At 68.0% G+C, this 18,738-nt stretch carries 17 protein-coding genes and 1 tRNA gene; 7 read left to right on the top strand and 11 right to left on the bottom strand.

Going from position 1 to position 18,738, the window contains the following annotated elements; genetic code table 11:
* Positions 1 to 30: 30 nt before the first annotated feature.
* The 3 genes from DTA15_RS01715 to mfd form a co-directional block, all read right to left on the bottom strand.
* A complete protein-coding gene (locus DTA15_RS01715) occupies positions 31 to 1,050 on the bottom strand; it encodes a threonine/serine dehydratase family protein (protein ID WP_006488009.1) in 1,020 nt (339 codons plus the stop codon).
* A 60-nt stretch (positions 1,051 to 1,110) separates the two neighbouring features.
* Positions 1,111 to 2,331, bottom strand: coding sequence for an acetylornithine deacetylase (gene argE, locus DTA15_RS01710; RefSeq protein WP_006488001.1), 1,221 nt, complete (start codon positions 2,329 to 2,331; stop codon positions 1,111 to 1,113).
* Between the two features lie 104 nt (positions 2,332 to 2,435).
* On the bottom strand, positions 2,436 to 5,906 hold the full coding sequence (gene mfd, locus DTA15_RS01705) for a transcription-repair coupling factor (RefSeq protein WP_006487997.1): 3,471 nt from the start codon (positions 5,904 to 5,906) through the stop codon (positions 2,436 to 2,438).
* 107 nt (positions 5,907 to 6,013) lie between these two features.
* Here mfd and ispD point away from each other — a divergent pair, with 107 nt between their 5' ends.
* Both ispD and ispF read left to right on the top strand, forming a co-directional pair.
* Positions 6,014 to 6,724 carry a 2-C-methyl-D-erythritol 4-phosphate cytidylyltransferase gene (gene ispD, locus DTA15_RS01700; RefSeq protein ID WP_006488019.1) on the top strand — a complete coding sequence of 237 codons (711 nt, stop codon included), beginning with the start codon at positions 6,014 to 6,016 and terminating at the stop codon, positions 6,722 to 6,724.
* Between the two features lie 28 nt (positions 6,725 to 6,752).
* Complete coding sequence (gene ispF / locus DTA15_RS01695) at positions 6,753 to 7,238, top strand: 2-C-methyl-D-erythritol 2,4-cyclodiphosphate synthase (RefSeq protein WP_006488015.1); 486 nt, start codon at positions 6,753 to 6,755, stop codon at positions 7,236 to 7,238.
* 125 nt (positions 7,239 to 7,363) lie between these two features.
* Here the strand turns inward: ispF and DTA15_RS01690 are convergent, their stop codons facing one another.
* The 4 genes from DTA15_RS01690 to ompR form a co-directional block, all read right to left on the bottom strand.
* Positions 7,364 to 7,891, bottom strand: coding sequence for a carboxymuconolactone decarboxylase family protein (locus DTA15_RS01690; RefSeq protein WP_006478562.1), 528 nt, complete (start codon positions 7,889 to 7,891; stop codon positions 7,364 to 7,366).
* Positions 7,892 to 7,967: 76 nt separating this feature from the next.
* Positions 7,968 to 8,516 (bottom strand): peroxiredoxin, encoded by a 549-nt coding sequence (locus DTA15_RS01685; RefSeq protein WP_006478563.1) that lies wholly within the window; start codon positions 8,514 to 8,516, stop codon positions 7,968 to 7,970.
* A gap of 189 nt (positions 8,517 to 8,705) precedes the next feature.
* The gene (locus DTA15_RS01680; RefSeq protein ID WP_006488007.1) at positions 8,706 to 10,067 is read right to left on the bottom strand and encodes an ATP-binding protein; all 1,362 of its coding nucleotides are present in this window, start codon (positions 10,065 to 10,067) and stop codon (positions 8,706 to 8,708) included.
* Positions 10,068 to 10,108: 41 nt separating this feature from the next.
* Positions 10,109 to 10,843 carry an osmolarity response regulator transcription factor OmpR gene (gene ompR, locus DTA15_RS01675; protein WP_006478565.1) on the bottom strand — a complete coding sequence of 245 codons (735 nt, stop codon included), beginning with the start codon at positions 10,841 to 10,843 and terminating at the stop codon, positions 10,109 to 10,111.
* A gap of 258 nt (positions 10,844 to 11,101) precedes the next feature.
* Here ompR and DTA15_RS01665 point away from each other — a divergent pair, with 258 nt between their 5' ends.
* The 3 genes from DTA15_RS01665 (at position 11,102) to DTA15_RS01655 (ending at position 14,305) form a co-directional block, all read left to right on the top strand.
* Positions 11,102 to 11,380 carry a hypothetical protein gene (locus DTA15_RS01665; RefSeq protein ID WP_012492681.1) on the top strand — a complete coding sequence of 93 codons (279 nt, stop codon included), beginning with the start codon at positions 11,102 to 11,104 and terminating at the stop codon, positions 11,378 to 11,380.
* 134 nt (positions 11,381 to 11,514) lie between these two features.
* Positions 11,515 to 13,017 (top strand): DUF1800 domain-containing protein, encoded by a 1,503-nt coding sequence (locus tag DTA15_RS01660; RefSeq protein WP_012492680.1) that lies wholly within the window; start codon positions 11,515 to 11,517, stop codon positions 13,015 to 13,017.
* A gap of 67 nt (positions 13,018 to 13,084) precedes the next feature.
* Positions 13,085 to 14,305: a DUF1501 domain-containing protein gene (locus tag DTA15_RS01655; RefSeq protein ID WP_006487989.1), complete on the top strand. Its 1,221-nt coding sequence runs from the start codon at positions 13,085 to 13,087 to the stop codon at positions 14,303 to 14,305.
* A 10-nt stretch (positions 14,306 to 14,315) separates the two neighbouring features.
* Here the strand turns inward: DTA15_RS01655 and hpnD are convergent, their stop codons facing one another.
* The gene (gene hpnD, locus DTA15_RS01650) at positions 14,316 to 15,149 is read right to left on the bottom strand and encodes a presqualene diphosphate synthase HpnD (RefSeq protein WP_006488013.1); all 834 of its coding nucleotides are present in this window, start codon (positions 15,147 to 15,149) and stop codon (positions 14,316 to 14,318) included.
* A gap of 235 nt (positions 15,150 to 15,384) precedes the next feature.
* Here hpnD and DTA15_RS01645 point away from each other — a divergent pair.
* A tRNA-Leu gene (locus DTA15_RS01645) sits at positions 15,385 to 15,471 on the top strand.
* A gap of 191 nt (positions 15,472 to 15,662) precedes the next feature.
* Positions 15,663 to 15,956: a hypothetical protein gene (locus DTA15_RS01640; protein ID WP_006488005.1), complete on the top strand. Its 294-nt coding sequence runs from the start codon at positions 15,663 to 15,665 to the stop codon at positions 15,954 to 15,956.
* 107 nt (positions 15,957 to 16,063) lie between these two features.
* On the opposite strand, the gene DTA15_RS01635 is transcribed toward DTA15_RS01640, so the two are convergent.
* The 3 genes from DTA15_RS01635 to DTA15_RS01625 form a co-directional block, all read right to left on the bottom strand.
* Entirely contained in the window at positions 16,064 to 16,294 is a 231-nt protein-coding gene (locus DTA15_RS01635; RefSeq protein ID WP_006487995.1) for a hypothetical protein, read from the bottom strand.
* A gap of 111 nt (positions 16,295 to 16,405) precedes the next feature.
* Positions 16,406 to 17,515, bottom strand: coding sequence for a class II histone deacetylase (locus tag DTA15_RS01630; RefSeq protein ID WP_006488011.1), 1,110 nt, complete (start codon positions 17,513 to 17,515; stop codon positions 16,406 to 16,408).
* A gap of 14 nt (positions 17,516 to 17,529) precedes the next feature.
* Positions 17,530 to 18,738, bottom strand: a complete 1,209-nt coding sequence (locus tag DTA15_RS01625) for an MFS transporter (RefSeq protein WP_006487993.1) — start codon at positions 18,736 to 18,738, stop codon at positions 17,530 to 17,532.

Raw genomic sequence — 18,738 nt, 5'->3', positions numbered from 1 at the left:
CTAGGTTGGCTTGCACGCGCCGAGTCGGGATCAGTGCTGCAGTTTTGCGTGCGCGAGATGCATGCCGAGCGTGGCGGGGTCGGTATTCGTGCCCGACAGCAGCACGCCGACGCGCTTGCCCTGCAGCGTTTCGCGCAGCGGGCCGAGCAGCGCGGCGAGCGCGGCCGCGCAGGCCGGCTCGACCGACAGTTTCAGGTGCGAGAACAGGAACAGCATCGCGGCGCGCAGCGCATCGTCGGAGACGGTGACGATGCGGTCGAGGTGGCGCCGGCACAGCTGGTAGCTGTATTCCTCGGTATGCGGCGCCATCAGCGAATCGGCGATCGTCTGCATCGCGCTCATCTTGATCGTGTGATTGGCCGCGAAGCTGCGGCTCATCGCGTCGGCGCCGTCCGGCTCGACGCCGTACACGTGCACGCGCGGATTCGCGAGCCGCAGCGCGGTCGCCATGCCGGCCGCGAGCCCGCCGCCGCCGATCGGCACGATCACCGCGTCGAGGTCGGGCGTCTGCGTCGCCCATTCGTAGCCGAGCGTCGCGGTGCCGAGGATCGTGTGATAGCCGTTGAATGGATGAATGAAGAAGCGGCCTTCCTCGGCCTCGATGCGCCGCACGAGGTCGAATGCCTGCGATGCGCTGCCCGCCAGCACGACTTCCGCGCGGTACTGCTTGCATTGCGCGATGCGCGTCGGGCTCGCGGTATGGAACATCACGACCTTCGCGCTGCTGCCGAGCCGCATCGCCGCATACGCGACGGCCGCCGCATGATTGCCGGCCGACACGCAGGTGACGCCGGCGTTCTTGCGGGCTTCGTCGAGCGCGAGCAGGTGCGTGAACGCGCCGCGCGCCTTGAAGCTGCCGCTCGCCTGCAGCAGCTCGAACTTGAAATTGACGTGCGTGCCTTCGAGGGAGGGCAGGTCGGCGCGCTCGAACACGGGCGTGCGCGCGACCCACGGCGACAACGCGAAATGCTGCGCGGCGATTTCGTCGAGCGTCGGAATCGGCTCGCCGTCGATCGTCGTATGGGCAGTGCCCTGTTGTTCAGTCGACATGACGTGGCGGGTGGCGGAGTGGGCCGACCCGCACACGCGGGCCGGCGTGGCGGGAGGCAGTCAGTGCGCGTCGACCGACATGCTGCGGATGAACTTGCGCAGGAACTGCTCGCAGCCGGCGAGCTGCGCGAGCTCGACATATTCGTTCGGTTTGTGCGCCTGCTCGATGTTGCCGGGCCCGCACACGATGCTCGGGATGCCCGCGCGGGCGAACAGCCCGGCCTCGGTGCCGTACGCGACCTTGCGCTTGTCCTGGTCGGCCGTCAGCGCGCGCACGAGCTGCGTGATCGCGGCTTGCTCGGTCGCGTCGAGGCCGGGCGCCGCGGCGATCTTCGAGAACTCGATCGCGGCGTTCGGATGCTCGCGCAGCATCTGCGGCAGCAGCGTTTCCTGCGCATACGCTTCGATGCGCGTGAAGATCTGCTCGGGATCGAGGGTCGGCAGGTTGCGGAATTCGAAGTCGAAGCGGCACTCGGCCGGCACCGTGTTGATCGCGTTGCCGCCCTGGATCGTGCTCGTCTGCGCGGTGGTGAACGGCACGTCGTACAGTTCGTCGAACGGGCCTTCGGCGCGGAAGCGCTCGGCGATGTCGCGGATGTGGCAGATGAGGCGCGCCGCATACTCGATCGCGTTGAGCCCCTTCGGCGTCAGCGACGAATGCGCCGCGTGGCCGCGCACGCAGCAGCGGTACGCGTTGATGCCCTTGTGCGCGATGATCGGCCGCATGCTGGTCGGTTCGCCGACGATGCAGCCCGACGGTTGCACGCCGCGCTTCACGAGATCGGCGATCATCAACGGCGCGCCCGCGCAGCCGATTTCCTCGTCGTAGGACAGCGCGAAATGGATCGGCTTCGCGAGCTTCGTCGCCTGCATCTCGGGCAGCAGCGCGAGCGCCGCGCCGATGAAGCCCTTCATGTCGCAGGTGCCGCGGCCGTACAGGCGGCCGTCGCGGATTTCCGGCGCGAACGGGTTGCTGTCCCACTGCTGGCCGTCGACCGGCACGACGTCGGTGTGGCCCGACAGCACGATGCCGCCGTTCGTCGAGCCGTCGTGCGCGGGCACGGTGGCGAACAGGTTCGCCCAGCCGTCGCGCGGATCGTGCGTGATCGTCGACACGATGCCCTTCGCGGCGAGCGCGTCGCGCACCGTTTCGATCAGGCCGAGGTTCGGCACGCGGCTCGTCGTGTCCATCGACACGAGTTGCTTGACCCAGGGCAGGCTGACGAGCGATGCGTCGCCTTCGGTTGCGGCGGACGGCGCCGGCGCGTCGAGAGTGGACATGGCAAAACTCCGTCTGATGAATGGGAAATCATACTCAAAAACGCGCGCGCCCGCCTTCGTCGGGCGCGATGCGGTGCAGCAACGTCGCGCCCGTCAGGATTGCATCAGCGGGCCGCGACGGCCGCCCCCTGTTTCGGGCCGAGCGCGCGCAGCGTTTCCTTGATCGTCGACACGCGGATCGCGAGATCGGGCGAGCGCGTCTCGATGCGCAGCTTGTCCTGGCCCGCGAGCTTGATGTGGCGATGCTTCTGCACCATCTCGATGATCCGCATCGGATCGATCGGCGGATTCGGCTCGAACTGCAGCCCGATCGCGACCTCGCTCGCATCGATCTTCACGATGCCGAGCGGCTTCGCGGCGATCCGCAGCCGGTGCGTCTCGACGAGCGCGTGCGCCTGCGGCGGCAGCTTGCCGAAGCGGTCGATCAGCTCTTCCTGGATGCCGTCGATCGCGTCGCCGTGCTCGCAGTTCGCGAGCCGCTTGTACAGCGACAGCCGCTCCTGCACGTCCGCGCAGTAGTCGGCCGGCAGGATCGCGGGCGCATGCAGGTTGATTTCGGTCGTCGCGGCGAGCGGGGCGGTGAGGTCGGGCTCCTTGCCGTTCTTCAGCGCCTTCACCGCGTCGTTCAGCATGTCCGTATAGAGCTGGAAGCCGATCTCGTGGATTTCGCCCGACTGCTTGTCGCCGAGCACTTCGCCGGTGCCGCGGATCTCGAGGTCGTGCATCGCGAGATAGAAGCCCGAGCCGAGTTCCTCCATCTGCTGGATCGCTTCCAGGCGGCGCTGCGCCTGCTTGGTCAGCGACTGCGGATCGTGGACCAGCAGGTACGCGTAGGCCTGGTGGTGCGAGCGGCCGACGCGGCCGCGCAACTGGTGAAGCTGCGCGAGGCCGAACTTGTCCGCGCGGTGCATGATGATCGTGTTCGCGCTCGGCACGTCGATGCCGGTCTCGATGATGGTCGTGCACAGCAGCACGTTCGCGCGCTGCGCGACGAAATCGCGCATCACGCGTTCGAGCTCGCGCTCGTGCATCTGGCCGTGCGCGATCACGATGCGCGCCTCGGGCACGAGCGCCTCGAGCATCGCCTTGCGGTTCTCGATCGTCTCGACTTCGTTGTGCAGGAAGTACACCTGGCCGCCGCGCTTGAGCTCGCGCAGCATCGCCTCGCGGATCACGCTTTCCTCCTCGCGGCGCACGAAGGTCTTGATCGCGAGCCGCTTCTGCGGTGCGGTCGCGATCACCGAGAAATCGCGCAGCCCTTCGAGCGCCATCCCGAGCGTACGCGGGATCGGCGTCGCGGTGAGCGTCAGCACGTCGACTTCCGCGCGCAGCGCCTTCAGCGCTTCCTTCTGGCGCACGCCGAAGCGGTGTTCCTCGTCGATGATCACGAGGCCGAGACGCTTGAACTGCACGTCCGACGACAGCAGCTTGTGCGTGCCGATCACGATGTCGACGCTGCCTTCGTTGATCTGCGCGATCGCCGCATTCACTTCCTTCGCGGTCTTGAAGCGCGACAGCTCGACGATGCGCACCGGCCAGTCCGCGAAGCGGTCGGCGAAGGTCTGCGTGTGCTGCTCGGCGAGCAGCGTGGTCGGCGACAGCAGCGCGACCTGCTTGCCGCCCAGCACCGCGATGAACGCCGCGCGCAGCGCGACCTCGGTCTTGCCGAAGCCGACGTCGCCGCACACGAGGCGGTCCATCGGCTTGCCGCTCGTCATGTCGCCGATCACGGCCGCGATCGCCGCGGCCTGGTCGGGCGTTTCCTCGAAGCCGAAGCTTTCCGCGAATTTCACGTAGTCGCGCGGGTCGAGCGAGAACGCGTGGCCTTCGCGGGCCGCGCGGCGCGCGTACAGGTTCAGCAGCTCGGCGGCCGTATCGCGGATCTGCTGGGCGGCCTTGCGCTTCGCGCGCTCCCACTGGCCGGAGCCGAGCGCATGCAGCGGCGCGCTGTCGGGATCGGCGCCGCTGTAGCGCGAGATCACGTGCAGTTGCGCGACCGGCACGTAGAGCTTGCTGTCGCCCGAGTATTCGAGATGCAGGAATTCGGTTTCGCCTTCGCCGAGATCCATCGACACGAGGCCCATGTAGCGGCCGATGCCGTGCTGCGCGTGGACGACCGGGTCGCCGACCTTCAGCTCGGACAGGTCGCGCACCATTGCGTCGACGTTGCTTGCCTGCTCCTGCCGACGACGGCCCGCGCGGCGGCCGAGCGCGCCGTACAGCTCGGTCTCGGTGACGATCGCATAGCCTTCGCCCGGCACCGCGAAGCCGTTCGCGAGCGGCGCGACGCCGAGCGCGAAGCGTTCGTCGCTTGCAAGCCAGCTCGCGAAGTCGTCGTTCGACGCGGGGCGCAGGTGGTGTTCGGCCAGCAGTTGCAGGATCGTCTCGCGGCGGCCGGCCGATTCGACCGTCAGCAGCACACGCTTGCCCGACGATTCGACGAACGTGCGCAGCGACGCGAGCGGATCGTCCGCATGGCGGTCGACGGTGAGCTCGGGCAGGGCGGTCGCCCAGCCGCCGGCCGGCTGCGCGGGCAGCACGACGCGCGCGAACGGCTTCGCGAACGCGAAGAAATCCTCGTCGGACAGGAACAGCCGCTGCGGCTCGAGGATCGGCCGCTCGCGATCGTGCGCGAGGAACGCGTGACGCTGCTTCGTGTCGGCCGTGAAGCGGCGGATCGACGCCTCGAGGTCGCCGGTGAACACGAGGTGCGCGTCCTGCGGCAGGTAGTGGAACAGCGTGGCCGTCTCGTCGAAGAACAGCGGCAGGTAATACTCGATGCCGGCCGACGGCACGCCGTTGCCGATGTCCTTGTAGATCGGCGCGCGGCTCGGGTCGCCTTCGAAGGTTTCGCGCCAGCGGCTGCGAAACGCCGTGCGCGCGGCTTCGTCGAACGGAAACTCGCGGCCGGGCAGCAGCCGCACGTCGCGCACCGGGTAGAGGCTGCGCTGCGTATCGGGATCGAACGCGCGGATCGAATCGACCTGGTCGTCGAACAGGTCGATCCGGTACGGCAGCGGCGAGCCCATCGGGTACAGGTCGATCAGCGAGCCGCGCACGCAGTATTCGCCGGGCCGCACGACCTGGCTCACGTGCTCGTAGCCGGCCAGCGTGAGTTGCGCCTTCAGCTTCGCCTCGTCGAGCCGCTCGCCCTGCGCGAACGCGAACGTGTACGCGGCCATGAACGACGCGGGCGGCATCCGGTACAGCGCGGTGGTCGCGGGCACGAGCAGGATGTCGCAGCGGCCCTCGCCGAGGTCGTGCAGCGTCGCGAGCCGCTCGGACACCAGGTCCTGATGCGGCGAGAAGGTGTCGTACGGCAGCGTTTCCCAGTCGGGCAGCAGGCGCACGCGCGCATCGGGCGAAAAGTAGCGGATTTCCTGCGACAGCCGCTGTGCATCGACCGCGTTCGCGCAGATCACCGCGAGGAGCGGCACGTCCTGGCGGTTGTCGGCGAGATAACGGGCGATGGCGAGCGCGTCGGCGGAGCCGTGCGCGCCGTCGAAGGCGAAACGCTGGCCGGGCTTGACGCGGGCAACGGGTGAAGCGGACGGGGTGGAAGCGTTATCTGGCATAGGGACGACAGGGGTGGCGTGCACGGGCGCAGCGCGGTGCGCCGGTCGAGACGAAAGACCTATTATAAAATCCGCTTCTCGATTTCACCTTTCCGGCGTTTCCCTTCGTGACTCCCCGACTTTTCGCCCTGATTCCCTGTGCCGGCACGGGCAGCCGTTCCGGCTCGGCCGTGCCGAAGCAATACCGGACGCTGGCCGGCCGCGCGCTGCTGCACTACACGCTCGCCGCGTTCGACGCGTGCACCGAGTTCGCGCAGACGCTCGTCGTGCTCGCGCCCGACGATTCCCATTTCGACGCCCGCCGTTTCGCTGGCCTGCGTTTCGCGGTGCGCCGCTGCGGCGGCGGCTCGCGGCAGGCGTCGGTGCTGAACGGGTTGCTGGAACTGGCCGAATTCGGCGCGACCGACCACGACTGGGTGCTGGTGCACGACGCCGCGCGCCCGGGCATCACGCCGGAGTTGATCCGCACGCTCGTCGCGACGCTGAAGGACGACCCGGTCGGCGGCATCGTCGCGCTGCCGGTGGCCGACACGCTCAAGCGCGTGCCGGCCGGCGGCGACGCGATCGCGCGCACGGAATCGCGCGACGCGCTGTGGCAGGCGCAGACGCCGCAGATGTTCCGCATCGGCATGTTGCGCGAGGCGATCCTGCGCGCGCAGCGCGAAGGGCACGACCTGACCGACGAAGCGAGCGCGATCGAATGGGCCGGCCATACGCCGCGCGTCGTGCAGGGCAGCCTGCGCAACTTCAAGGTCACGTACCCGGAAGATTTCGCGCTCGCGGAGGCGATCCTCGCGCGTCCCGCGAACGCTTCCTGACTTTCACCCCATCTCAATCGGAACACGCATGGATTTCAGAATCGGACAAGGCTACGACGTGCACCAGCTCGTCGAAGGGCGCCCTCTCATCATCGGCGGCGTGACGATTCCGTACGAGCGCGGCCTGCTCGGCCACTCGGACGCGGACGTGCTGCTGCATGCGATCACCGACGCGCTGTTCGGCGCGGCGGCGCTCGGCGACATCGGCCGCCATTTCTCCGACACGGACGCGGCGTTCAAGGGTGCGGACAGCCGCGTGCTGCTGCGCGCGTGCGCGGAGCGCGTCAAGGCGGCCGGTTTCACGATCCAGAACGTCGACAGCACCGTGATCGCGCAGGCGCCGAAGCTCGCGCCGCATATCGACGGGATGCGCGCGAACATCGCGGCGGATCTCGGGTTGCCGCTCGAGCGCGTGAACGTGAAGGCGAAGACCAACGAGAAGCTCGGCTATCTCGGCCGCGGCGAGGGGATCGAGGCGCAGGCCGCCGCGCTGCTGGTGAAGCAGGGCGGCTGACGTCCGGCCGTTGCGGCGTACGGTTCGTGCCGCGCGCCGCGCCGCCGGAATGAAAAATGCCACGCGAATGCGTGGCATTTTCGTTTGCAGCCGCCGCGCGGCTCATGGCCGCGCGGCCGGCTCGCTCATTCGCCTTCGGCGGCGATCACCTGCGCGGCGGCGTTGATCACCGACGCGATGCGGCCCACGTCGCGCAGTTGCGTGACGGTCATCCCTTGCTCGTTCTTCAGCAGCGCATAGTGCGACTTCACGCAGAAGTGGCACTTGCCGACGATCGATGCGGCCAGCGCGTACATCTCGAACTTGCGCTTGTCGACGCCGCCGTGCGTCGCGTACGCGCCCATCCGCAATTCGGCGCGCTGCGTCTTCAGGTCGGCGTCGTCGGCCATCTCGACATACGGATACCAGGTGTTGTTCATCCCCATCAGCGCGGCCGCCGTCAGCACGGCGTTCGTCTCTTCGGGCGACAGGACGCCGGCTTCGCGAATCGTCTTGACGAGCACCGTGCTCTTCGCCGCGATGGCCGCCGCCAGCGCCACGCCGACCGCGTCCGTGCCTTCGAGCGACGAGCGCGAGATCGTGCCGTCGAGGTTCAGGCGAATGTCCTTCGCGTAGTCGGGGATACGTGCCTTAATCGAGTCGATGAATTCCATTGATATCTCCTATGGGTTGGCCGTTAAAAAAGCCCGCAGGCAGAACGCGCGCCGCGGGCTTCGTGCATTGCTGCGCTTACAGCGTTGCGCCGCCGACTGCGCGGTTGCACGGGCAGAGTTCGTCCGTTTGCAGGCCGTCCAGAATGCGCAGGACTTCTTCCGGGCTGCGGCCGACGTTCAGGTTGTTCACCGAAACGTGCTGGATCGTGTTGTCCGGATCGACGATGAACGTTGCACGCAGGGCCACGCCGGCTTCCTTGTCGCGCACGCCGAGCTGGTCGATCAGTTCGCCCTTGACGTCGCCGAACGAGTAGTGGTTCAGCTTGTCCAGGTCCTTGTGCTCACGGCGCCATGCGAGCTTGACGAATTCGTTGTCCGAGCTGCCGCCGAGCAGGACGGCGTCGCGCTCTTCGAACTGCTTCGTGAGCTTCGCGAATTCGACGATTTCCGTCGGGCACACGAACGTGAAATCCTTCGGATAGAAGTAGATGATCTTCCACTTGCCCGGGAACGACGCTTCGGTGACGGTCTCGAACGCCGACTGGCCGTTTTCCTCGTGATTGTTGAAGCCCGGCTTCGCGGCTACGACGGTGAAAGCTTCGAGTTTATCGCCCACGGTTTTCATGCGGATACTCCTGTGTGAGTTGGGAAGAAGACTGAGTCAAGCTACCTCGGTGCTGCAACGATGATGTGACAGCATGGGCAAAACTATAACACTATTAGCAAGACGCTTCAATAGATTTTAACTAACCATCCTCATAGCTTTTGTCAACCGCCTCGATAGTGTGACGCGCAAGATGCGTGCGTGCGCGTGTCACGCGGTCGCACGCGCCTTGCCGGCGCCGGGGAATTCGAGCGTGACTTCGAGGCCGGCTTCCGGCTGGCGATTGCGCAGGCGCAGCGCGCCGCGGTAGCGGCCGACGAGCCGCAGCACGATCGCCATCCCGAGGCCCGTGCCGTCGGCCTTGGTGCGCGCGGTGTCGACGCGGTAGAACGGCCGCATCACGAGCGGCAGTTGATCCTCGGGGATGCCGGGGCCTTCGTCGCTCACCGACAGCTCGACGCGCGCATGCGACACGCGCGTCTCGAGCGTGATGCGCGAGATGCCGTCCTGCTTGCTCTGGCCGTACTTGCGCGCGTTCTCGACGAGGTTGCCGATCACGCGGCGCATGTCGGTCTCGTCGGCTTCGATGATCGCGCTCGGCGCGAGCCGCGTGCGGATCTCGACGCCGTCCTCGCCCGACACGCGCGCGGCGACTTCGTGCGCGATCGACGACAGGTCGACGGGTTCCGGCTTGCGCTGCGACGGGCGCGCGTAGTCGATGAAGGCCGCGATGATGCGGTCCATCTGTTCGATGTCGTCGACCATCGCGTCCTTGGTCGCCTGGTCGGACGGGCTCATCTCGGTTTCGAGCCGCAACCGCGCGAGCGGCGTGCGCAGGTCGTGCGAAATGCCCGCGAGCATCAGCGCGCGGTCGGCTTCGAGCTGTTCGAGGTCGCGCACCATCTGGTTGAAGCTGCGGTTGGTCTCGGCCGCGACGCCCATCCCGCGCTCGGGCAGCGGCTCGGGCGCCTGGCCCGAACCGACCTGGCGCGCGGCGAGCGCGAGCCGCGAGAACGGCCGGTTCACGAGACTCGTGATGAACGCGGAGCCGAACAGCGACAGCGCGAGCGCGAACAGCCCCCAGCCGGCCCACTGCAGGCCCGTGACGTTGTCGAGCTGATCGCGGTCGAGCGCGACCCAGTAATCGTCGTCGTCGATCTTGAAGCTGATCCACACGCCGGGAATGTCGTTGACCGACTGCGCGATCACGGTATCGTCGCCGAGGCGGCTGCGGATGTCGTGTTCGATCAGGCGGTTCAGCGATTCGTCGGGCTGCAGCTTGAATTTGTCGGTTTTCTCGCGCGGGTACACACGCACGCCCTCGTTGCTCTCGAGATCCTGCAGCAGCGCGCGCCGCAAATCGGGATCGGAATAGAGCAGGGCGGTGCGCGTGAGCTTCACGACCGCGACGAGCTGGAGTGCGACGCGCTGCGCACGCGGCTCGCGCTCGATCACGCGAAAGCTCTGGAACCACGCGGCGAGACTGACCGAGATCAGCAGCGCGATCAGCAGGAAGGTGCGCCAGAACAGCCCGCCGAACGCGAGCTGCAGAAGGCGCCGGTCGATACGCATGGGACGGGCCGTGGACGGGGCGAAACCGGGAAGGAAAAAGCTCAGGCGGCGCCGTCCGGGATGAACACGTAGCCGAGGCCCCAGACCGTCTGGATGAAGCGCGGGCTGCCCGGATCGGGTTCGATCAGCTTGCGCAGGCGCGAGATCTGCACGTCGAGGCTGCGGTCGAACACTTCGTATTCGCGGCCGCGTGCGAGTTCCATCAGCTTTTCACGCGACAGCGGCTGGCGCGGATGACGCGCGAATACTTTCAGCACCGAGAATTCGCCGGTGGTCAGCGGAATTTCCTGGCCGGACTTCGTCAGCGTGCGCGTGGCGAGATTCAGCGAGAATTCACCGAACTCGAACACCTCGGTGGTTTCGGACGGGGCGCCCGGCAGTTCGGCCGGCGCCTGGCGACGCAGCACCGCATGAATGCGCGCGACCAGCTCGCGCGGGTTGAACGGCTTCGGCAGGTAATCGTCGGCGCCCATCTCGAGGCCGACGATGCGATCGACGTCCTCGCCCTTCGCGGTGAGCATGATGATCGGCGTGCGGTCGTTGCTGCCGCGCAGCCGGCGGCAGATCGACAGGCCGTCTTCGCCGGGCAGCATCAGGTCGAGCACGAGCAGGTCGAAACGCTCGCGTACCCAGAGCTTGTTCATCGCGGTCGCGTTTTCCGCGACATAGACGTTGAAACCCTGTTCGCCGAGGTAACGGCGCAGCAGATCGCGCAGGCGAGGGTCGTCGTCGACGACGAGAATCTTGGAGGGGTTTTTCGTTTCCATGATCGGCATCTTATCGCGAATGGGAATTGACGCACGGGCGCGTATTTTCGTGCGTTACAGTCGGTTACAAAATTTACCCGTAGTGTCGCGCCGAGTAAAGGCAGGCTATAGAGATTCCTTTACTCGAAGCCGAAATTCGGTAGATACTCCCCTGCACTCCATCTTTCATCTTTGCACACCCGAATTCCGCAGGGTTTTTCAAGTACCAGAGGTAGCCGGTTGCCGCGTGACGAAGGGAACAAATCGACCAAAGAAGCGAGGACGGTCATGCGATCTGCCCGGATTGCACTGATGCTGACGATCGCGCTTGCCGGTCCATATGCGTCGAACTTCGCGTATGCGCAGCGCCCCGAGCAGGGCGCATCGTCGCGCAAGCTGCCGCGCGGCAAAGCGCCGCAGTCCGATCGTGCCGCCGATATGACGGTCCGTTCCGCCGTGCCTCCCGATCTCGAACAGCGCCGCCGCGACGGGCACATGACGCCCGAAGAGCGGCACCTGTTGCGCCAGCACATCGAAGACGCCGTTCGCGAGCTGTACAAGCGCTGACGCGTGTCGTCGTTCGTCTTGCGCGGAAATCTCCGCGCGGAAAAAATTCGTAGCACTTTTGCCGTCAACTTTCAGGCGCCGAATGCCGTTGTACGGGCATCCGCACCGCCGGTGCGTTCCGGGAGTCCATGACGATGAAAGCGAACGCTGCCGCACCGGCGCCGTCGCCTGCGATGCAGGCGACGCTCGATGCCGACGACGCGCTGTTTTTCCTCAGTCGCACCGGTTTTTCTCCCGCGCCCGCCGAGGTCGCGCGCATCGTCGGCATGACGCGCGCGCAGGTCGTGGCCGACACGCTCGGCAATGCGCGACACGAACCCGTCACGACGTGGCCCGACTGGCTCGGCGAGTTGCCGCCGACGCGCGCGCAGCGCCAGGCGCTGACGCCCGACATGCGGCGCGACGAGCAGCGCGAGCGCAATCGCCGCTACGATGCGTTGCGCGCGGCCTGGGTCCACGAGATGGTCGCGACGCCGTCGCCGCTCACCGAGCGCATGACGCTGTTCTGGCACGGGCATTTCACGTCCGGGCAGGACAAGGTGCCGTACCCGCAGACGATGGCCGCGCAGAACGCGCTGTTTCGCCGCGAGGCGCTCGGCAACTTCGGCACGCTGCTGCACGCGGTCGCGAAGGATCCGGCGATGCTCCAGTATCTCGACGGCGCGAGCAATCGCAAGGGGCGGCCGAACGAGAATTTCGCGCGCGAGGTGATGGAGCTGTTCACGCTCGGCGAAGGGCACTACACGCAATCCGACGTGACCGAAGCCGCGCGCGCGATGACCGGCTGGACGGTCGATCCCGACACGTTGCGCTTCACGGTGCGGCCCGAGTGGCACGATACCGGCGACAAGACGATCCTCGGCGAAACCGGGCCGTTCGACGGCGACGGCTTTCTCGACATCCTGCTGAAGCGGCCGGGCACCGCGCGCTTCATCGCCGGCAAGCTGTGGCGCGAGTTCGTGTCCGATACGCCGGAACCGGGCGCAGTCGATGCGGTGGCCGAGCGGTTTCGCGCGAGCGGCTACGACATTCGCGCGGCGCTCGCCGCGCTGTGGTCGACCGACGCGTTCTGGGATCCGCGCAACCGCGGCGTGCTCGTGAAGTCGCCGGCGGAATTCGTCGTCGGGTCGGTGCGGCTGTTCGACGTCGCGTACGGCGATCCGCAGCTGCTCGCGAACACCGTGCGCACGCTCGGGCAGAACCTGTTCTATCCGCCGAACGTGAAGGGCTGGCCGGGCGGCGCGCTGTGGATCAACAGCACCACGCTGCTGTCGCGCAAGCAGTTCGTCGAGCAGTTGTTCCGCGCGACCGAAACGGTCGGCATGCGGCCGCCGGCTCGCGCGATCGCGCCGCCGCCGAACGCGCGGGCGCATGCGATGCCGGTGACCGATGCGGCGTCCGCCGCCGGCCTGCGGGACACGCCCGCGAAGCCGGCGCGCGGCGGCCTGCGCTTCGACCTCGAGCGCTGGCTGGCCCAGTATCGTGCGCGGCCGCAGGCGATCGCGGGATTGTCGACCGAGCTGCAGTTGCAGCATGCGGTGCTGCAACTCTCGCCGGTCGCGGCGATCGATACGGATTCGACCGGCAGCGCGTATCTCGAGGCGCTGCTGATGGATCCCGCCTATCAACTGAAATGATGCGAACGACGACGAAGCGGGCAGCCGCCGCGGCAAAGGTGCCCGGCGGCGAACCAAAGGATGTGCGATGAACCGACGTGATTTTCTGACGCTGACCGGCGCTGCTGCGGCGGCCGGCGTGTCGATGTGGCAAGCCCCCGCGATGGCGGCCACCGTGCCGCAGGCCGGGCGAAAGCCGGCGGCCGGGTATGCGAACGTGCTGGTCCTCGTCGAGCTGAAGGGCGGCAACGACGGCCTCAACACGGTGGTGCCGTATGCCGATCCGCTGTACTACCAGTTCCGGCGCAGCATCGGCATCAAGCGCGACCAGGTGCTGCAGCTCGACGCGCAGACGGGGCTGCACCCGTCGCTCGCGCCGTTGATGCCGCTGTGGCGCGACGGGCAGGTCGCGGTCGTGCAGGGCGTCGGCTATCCGCAGCCGAACCTGTCGCATTTCCGCTCGATCGAGATCTGGGACACCGCATCGCGCTCGGATCAGTACCTCCACGAAGGCTGGCTCACGCGCACCTTCGCGCAGGCGCCGGTCCCGCCCGGTTTCGCGGCGGACGGCGTCGTGCTCGGCAGCGCCGAGATGGGGCCGCTGTCGAACGGCGCGCGCGCGATCGCGCTCGTCAATCCCGCGCAGTTCATCCGGGCGGCCCGGCTCGCCGAGCCGTCGTCGCTGCGCGAGCAGAACCCGGCGCTCGCGCACATCATCGACGTCGAGAACGACATCGTGAAGGCGGCCGACCGGCTGCGCCCGCGCGGCGGGATGCGCGAATTCAGGACGGCCTTTCCGGCCGGCGCGTTCGGCACGTCGGTCAAGACCGCGATGCAGGTGCTGGCCGCGTGCGAAGCGTCCGGGCCCGGCGCGCAGGATGGGGTCGCGGTGCTGCGCCTGACGCTCAACGGCTTCGACACGCACCAGAACCAGCCAGGGCAGCAGGCCGCGCTGCTCAAGCAGTTCGCGCAAGGGATGAGCGCGATGCGCGCGGCGTTGGTCGAACTCGGGCGCTGGAACGAGACGCTCGTGATGACCTATGCGGAATTCGGGCGGCGCGTGCGCGAGAATCAGAGCAACGGCACCGATCACGGCACGGCCGCGCCGCATTTCGTGATGGGCGGCCGCGTGGCGGGCGGCCTGTACGGTGCGCCGCCGGCGCTCGGGCGGCTCGACGGCAACGGCAACCTGCCGGTCGCGGTCGATTTCCGCCAGCTTTATGCGACCGTGCTTGGGCCGTGGTGGGGGCTCGATGCGACGCGCGTGCTGCAGCAGCGTTTCGACACGCTGCCGTTGCTGAAGGCGTGATGCGCGCGGCTCAGCGGCGGCGCGCGGCGCGCCACGCGATCCACAGCTTGCGGATCGGCGTCAGCGCAATGCGCTGGTGCAGCACCTGGTAGCCGTCGCGCGCGATTTCGTCGAGCAGCGCGCCGGCCAGCGCGATCTGCGCGCGCAGCGTGCGCTGTGCACGGCGTTCGGCGGCGGGAATCGCCGCACCGGCCGCCGCGAGCGCGTCGCGCGCGCGGGTCGTCTGGAATTGCAGCAATTCGGTGAAGGCCGGGCTATAGCGACGGTTCAGCAGATCGGCGGCGGTCACGTTGTAGCGCTGCAGTTCGTCGATCGGCAGATAGATGCGGCCGTGGCGTGCGTCGTTGCCGAGTTCCTGCACGAATTGCGCGAGCATCAGCGCGCGGCCGACGTCCTCGGCCCACGGCTGCGGGTCGGTCGGGTCCGCCGAGCTGGCGCGCGCAACCAGCGACGCGAAGGTGCCGCCGACCTGCGCGATATAGCGCTGCAGGTTCGCGAAGTCGAGGTAGCGCGCCTGTTCGAGGTCCATCCCGTAACCGTTGACGAGCGTGCGCAGCGCATCGGCCTCGGCGGCGATCGCCGGGTGATGCTGTGCGAGCGCCTTCGTGACCGGGTGCGACGGTTGCCCGTCGGCGAGTGCCGCGAGTTCCTTGTGCCACCACGCGAGTTTCGTGTGTCCGACGGTCGGATCGCTGGTTTCCTTGACGGTTTCCTCGAGTTCGCGGCGCAGCGCAAACAGCGCGGTCAGGCGCGGCTGCGTGGCGAGCGGCGCCTGGCGCAGCGCGTAGTAGACGCTGGAGCCTGCGGGGGCGGCCTTTTGCTGACAGTAGTCGTCGAAGTTCACGGGCGAAATCGTGTGGGGCGGGTTCGGGGGACGCGCGGCGGCGCGCTGCCGAAACGTCGAGCGCGGCATTCTAGCACCGCGGCACGACCGGTGCCGGCAGGGCGAGACAAGGCCGCACGGATCGGGTAGAATCTCGCGCTCGCCTGATCGGGCGTGCCGGTTTTTGGGCCGGCGTGAAGTCCCGGGCGCGTGGAGCACGCATCTTGCGTCCCGCGCGGTCAGGCGACGGAAATGCGCGTGAGTGGCGAAATTGGTAGACGCACCAGGTTTAGGTCCTGACGCCCGCAAGGGTGTGCCGGTTCGAGTCCGGCCTCACGCACCAGAAGTCGAACGAGCCCCCGTCAGGGTCTCGTTCGCGAAAAAGCGCTGCCGGTCGGCTGACCGCAGCGCTTTTTTATCGTCCATTGATGCCGGTTTCCTCGCCAGGCGTCCGCATTCGCCCGAAAAAACGGCCGCGTGTAATATCGTGCTCACTTTTCATACAAGAAGCACCACGACACCGAGGGGTCGCCGATGAAACGCACCGTCCGCATTCCGATTTCCGTTCTGGCGCTGATGTTCGCCGCGCCGGCCTTCGCCAATACGCCCGCCGACAATGTCGTCTGGAGCGCCAAACCGGTGAAGACGGTCGCATCGTCGTCGGCGTGCACGGCGTACTCGGGACGGGCGATGTCGAGTGGCGAGCCGCTGTCGACGGAGGGTGTGCTCAAAGCGCTCGGCACGTCGCTGGCCGGCGCCGCGCTGGGCGCCGTCGCCGGCGGATATCAGGGCGCAGTCCCCAATCCGTGCCAGCGTCCGGGCCTGTGACGCGCGTGCAGTCGAATCGCCGGGCGCACCGCTTCAACTGACGTGCCCGGCTCGACAAACCTCCCCGCGCGTCGCACGACCGCTGCGCTTCGTCGTTTCCGGCGCGCCTATTCCCAGAAGCTGCGGATCGCGACGGCCACGATCACCGGTACCGAGAACACCAGCGGAATCGCGAAATACTGCGCTTCGCGATCGACGACCCAGCTATAGATCACCCACGCCGCACCGATTGCGAACGTGATGAGGCCGACCGTCACGGCGGCGATGTTCAGGGCCAGCTTCGACGGCTGGCGGCGCGTTTTGGCGTTGTCGTTGTTATCGCGCGGGGACGATTTCATCGGAAGAGTGTGGCCTCGGGCCGGAACAGGGGTAAAGCCACAGGAAACCCCATCCGCACGGATCGCGCAAGGGCCGGCGCGGGCCGGCCCCGTCACGCCCGTTCCCGCGCGTTACAACCCGAACGACGCGGCCAGTTCGTCGAGCAGTTCGCGCTGGAACGCGACGAACCGCTCGCCCGGTTGCTGCGCGATCGCCAGGTCGAGCATCGGATCGGCGACCTCGGTGCGCACGCCTGCCAGTTCCTCGACGATCGCGAGCCCGCAGAACGGCACGTACGCCTCCGAATAACCGCCTTCGTGAACGATCACGAGCCGCCCGCCGCAATGGCGCTGCGCGGCTTCCTTCACCGCGCGCGTCATGAACCGGTAGCTGTCGGTATGCAGCTGCATGCGCGCGAGCGGATCGACCGCGCTCGCGTCGAGGCCGCTCGCGATGACGATCAGCTCGGGGCGGAAGCGCGCGAGCGCCGGCAGCACGATCCGCTCGAACGCATACCGGTACGCGTCGTCGCCGCTGCCGGCGAGCAGCGGCACGTTCAGGTTCGCGCCGATGCCCGCGCCTTCGCCGCGATCGTCCGCGCCGCTGTAGCCGGGCGGGAAACAGCGGTCCTGGTGCAGCGAGATCGTCAGCGTATCCGGATCGTCGTAGTAGATCGACTGCGTGCCGTTGCCGTGATGCACGTCCCAGTCGATCACCGCGACACGCTCGATGCCGTGCTTCGCGCGTGCGGCCTCGATCGCGATCGGGATGTTCGCCAGCATGCAAAAGCCCATCGGGCGGTCGCGCAGGCAGTGATGGCCGGGGGGGCGCGACAGCGAGAACGCATTCGCCGCGCGCTCGCCGACCACCGCATCGACCGCCGCGATCGCGAGGCCGGCCGACAGCGCGGCGATCTCGTAGCTGCCCTTGCCGAATGGCGCGAGATCGCCGAGGTCGCCGCCGTTCGCGTCGCTGAGGGCGCGGAACGCGTCGAGATAGTGCGCCGGATGAATGCGCAGCAGGTCGGCCGTCGTCGCGGGCGCGGCGCCGCGCAGGTCGAGCTGCGCGGCGAGGCCCGACGCCTGTACGAGCGACAGGAAGCGGCGCTTCGAATCGGGCGATTCCGCGTAGCCGGCGCTAGACGGCGGCTGGACCCAGCCGCCGACCGGGAAGAACAGCGCGTGCGTGCCGCCGGTATGCCAGAAAGTGCGTTCGTCGGTGAAAAAGGCAGTGCGATTCATGGAGGCGTGACCTGTCACGGTTGGGAGGAAACGGAAGGGCGTGCGCGGCGATCGATGTGGCGCAGCGCGGCGAACGACACGATCGCGACGGCCGTCGCGGCCACGAACAGCGTGCGCATCGTGCCGCCGGCGTCGAGCATCAGGCCGGCCAGCAGCGGGCCGGCGGCGAGACCCGCGCCGATCACGAAATTGAGCGTCGCGACGAGGCGGCCCGACGTGTCGATCTGCGCGACCGTCGCGAGAATGAACGGCAGCACGAAGGTCCATGCAAACTTGAACGCGAAGATCGCCGCGCTGTAGCCACCGGTATGACGCATCGCGGCGAGTGCGACGAGCGCCGCCGCGAGCAGTGCGTAGCCGGCCGCCAGCATCGCGCGGCGCGCAAGCCGGCCGCCCGCGCACGAGGCAAGCGCCGCGCCGGCGATCCCCATCACGCTCGCGATCGCGAGCACGTTGCCGGTCGACTGCGGATCGAGCCCGGCCTCGGCCGCAGCGCGGCTCGCGAACGTCCATACGCTGCCGATCGCGAGATAGAACGTCAGCACCGCGCCGATGGCGAGCACGACGAAGTGTCGCGGCGTTTGCGGCGCGTCGCCGCGTGCGCTGGTCGCAGCCGCGGCTCGCGTGCCGAGCGACGGCGAAAAGCCGCGCGACAGCGGCGCCGCGAGCAGCGCGAGCCCGGCGAGCGCGACGTACAGCGCACGCAGCCCGAACGCGGCGAACACGTGCGGCAACACGAACAGGCCGATCGCGCCCGCGATCAGCTGGCCGACGACCCACAGGCCGTACACGCGGTCGCTGTTGCTGCTCGTCGCGGCGCTCGTCATGCAGAGCACCATCAGCGAGCCGCCGCCGAGCGCGGTGACGGCGCGCAGCGCGAGCAGCACGGCAAAGCCCGGCATCCACAGCGCGGTCAGCAGGTTGCCCGCGCCGAACAGCGCGATGGCGAGCGCCGCGACGCGGCGCGCGTCGACACGGCCGAGCCACAGGTACGACGGCACGGTCGCGAGGCTGAACGCGCCGAGTTCGACGAAGAAGTAGGTGCCGATCTGCGACGCGGACAAGCCGAGCTGCGTCGCGAGCTGACCGGCGACGGCGGGCGCCACGAGCAGCAACAACGGTGTGATGGCCGCGAACACGACGAGCGCGACGAGCGTCGAGCGCGCGAACGGCGACGCGTGGCCGTCGGGCGAGAGGGCGGCATCCGGGGACAAGGTCTTCAT

The organism is Burkholderia cenocepacia (assembly GCF_900446215.1).
GTDB classification, from domain to species: domain Bacteria; phylum Pseudomonadota; class Gammaproteobacteria; order Burkholderiales; family Burkholderiaceae; genus Burkholderia; species Burkholderia cenocepacia.
Note: the sequence above shows the minus strand (reverse complement) of the source record. Positions and strands in the feature narration are given on the sequence as shown.

Excerpts from the sequence above, each read along its gene's own strand:
- DTA15_RS01660 (WP_012492680.1), top strand. The coding sequence starts at position 11,515 with ATGAAAGCGAACGCTGCCGCACCGGCGCCGTCGCCTGCGATGCAGGCG.
- DTA15_RS01635 (WP_006487995.1), bottom strand. The coding sequence starts at position 16,294 with ATGAAATCGTCCCCGCGCGATAACAACGACAACGCCAAAACGCGCCGC.
- mfd (WP_006487997.1), bottom strand. The coding sequence starts at position 5,906 with ATGCCAGATAACGCTTCCACCCCGTCCGCTTCACCCGTTGCCCGCGTC.
- DTA15_RS01630 (WP_006488011.1), bottom strand. The coding sequence starts at position 17,515 with ATGAATCGCACTGCCTTTTTCACCGACGAACGCACTTTCTGGCATACC.
- argE (WP_006488001.1), bottom strand. The coding sequence starts at position 2,331 with ATGTCCACTCTCGACGCGCCGGCGCCGTCCGCCGCAACCGAAGGCGAC.
- DTA15_RS01640 (WP_006488005.1), top strand. The coding sequence starts at position 15,663 with ATGAAACGCACCGTCCGCATTCCGATTTCCGTTCTGGCGCTGATGTTC.
- DTA15_RS01655 (WP_006487989.1), top strand. The coding sequence starts at position 13,085 with ATGAACCGACGTGATTTTCTGACGCTGACCGGCGCTGCTGCGGCGGCC.
- DTA15_RS01715 (WP_006488009.1), bottom strand. The coding sequence starts at position 1,050 with ATGTCGACTGAACAACAGGGCACTGCCCATACGACGATCGACGGCGAG.
- DTA15_RS01685 (WP_006478563.1), bottom strand. The coding sequence starts at position 8,516 with ATGAAAACCGTGGGCGATAAACTCGAAGCTTTCACCGTCGTAGCCGCG.
- DTA15_RS01680 (WP_006488007.1), bottom strand. The coding sequence starts at position 10,067 with ATGCGTATCGACCGGCGCCTTCTGCAGCTCGCGTTCGGCGGGCTGTTC.
- DTA15_RS01665 (WP_012492681.1), top strand. The coding sequence starts at position 11,102 with ATGCGATCTGCCCGGATTGCACTGATGCTGACGATCGCGCTTGCCGGT.
- ispF (WP_006488015.1), top strand. The coding sequence starts at position 6,753 with ATGGATTTCAGAATCGGACAAGGCTACGACGTGCACCAGCTCGTCGAA.
- DTA15_RS01690 (WP_006478562.1), bottom strand. The coding sequence starts at position 7,891 with ATGGAATTCATCGACTCGATTAAGGCACGTATCCCCGACTACGCGAAG.
- DTA15_RS01625 (WP_006487993.1), bottom strand. The coding sequence starts at position 18,738 with ATGAAGACCTTGTCCCCGGATGCCGCCCTCTCGCCCGACGGCCACGCG.
- ompR (WP_006478565.1), bottom strand. The coding sequence starts at position 10,843 with ATGCCGATCATGGAAACGAAAAACCCCTCCAAGATTCTCGTCGTCGAC.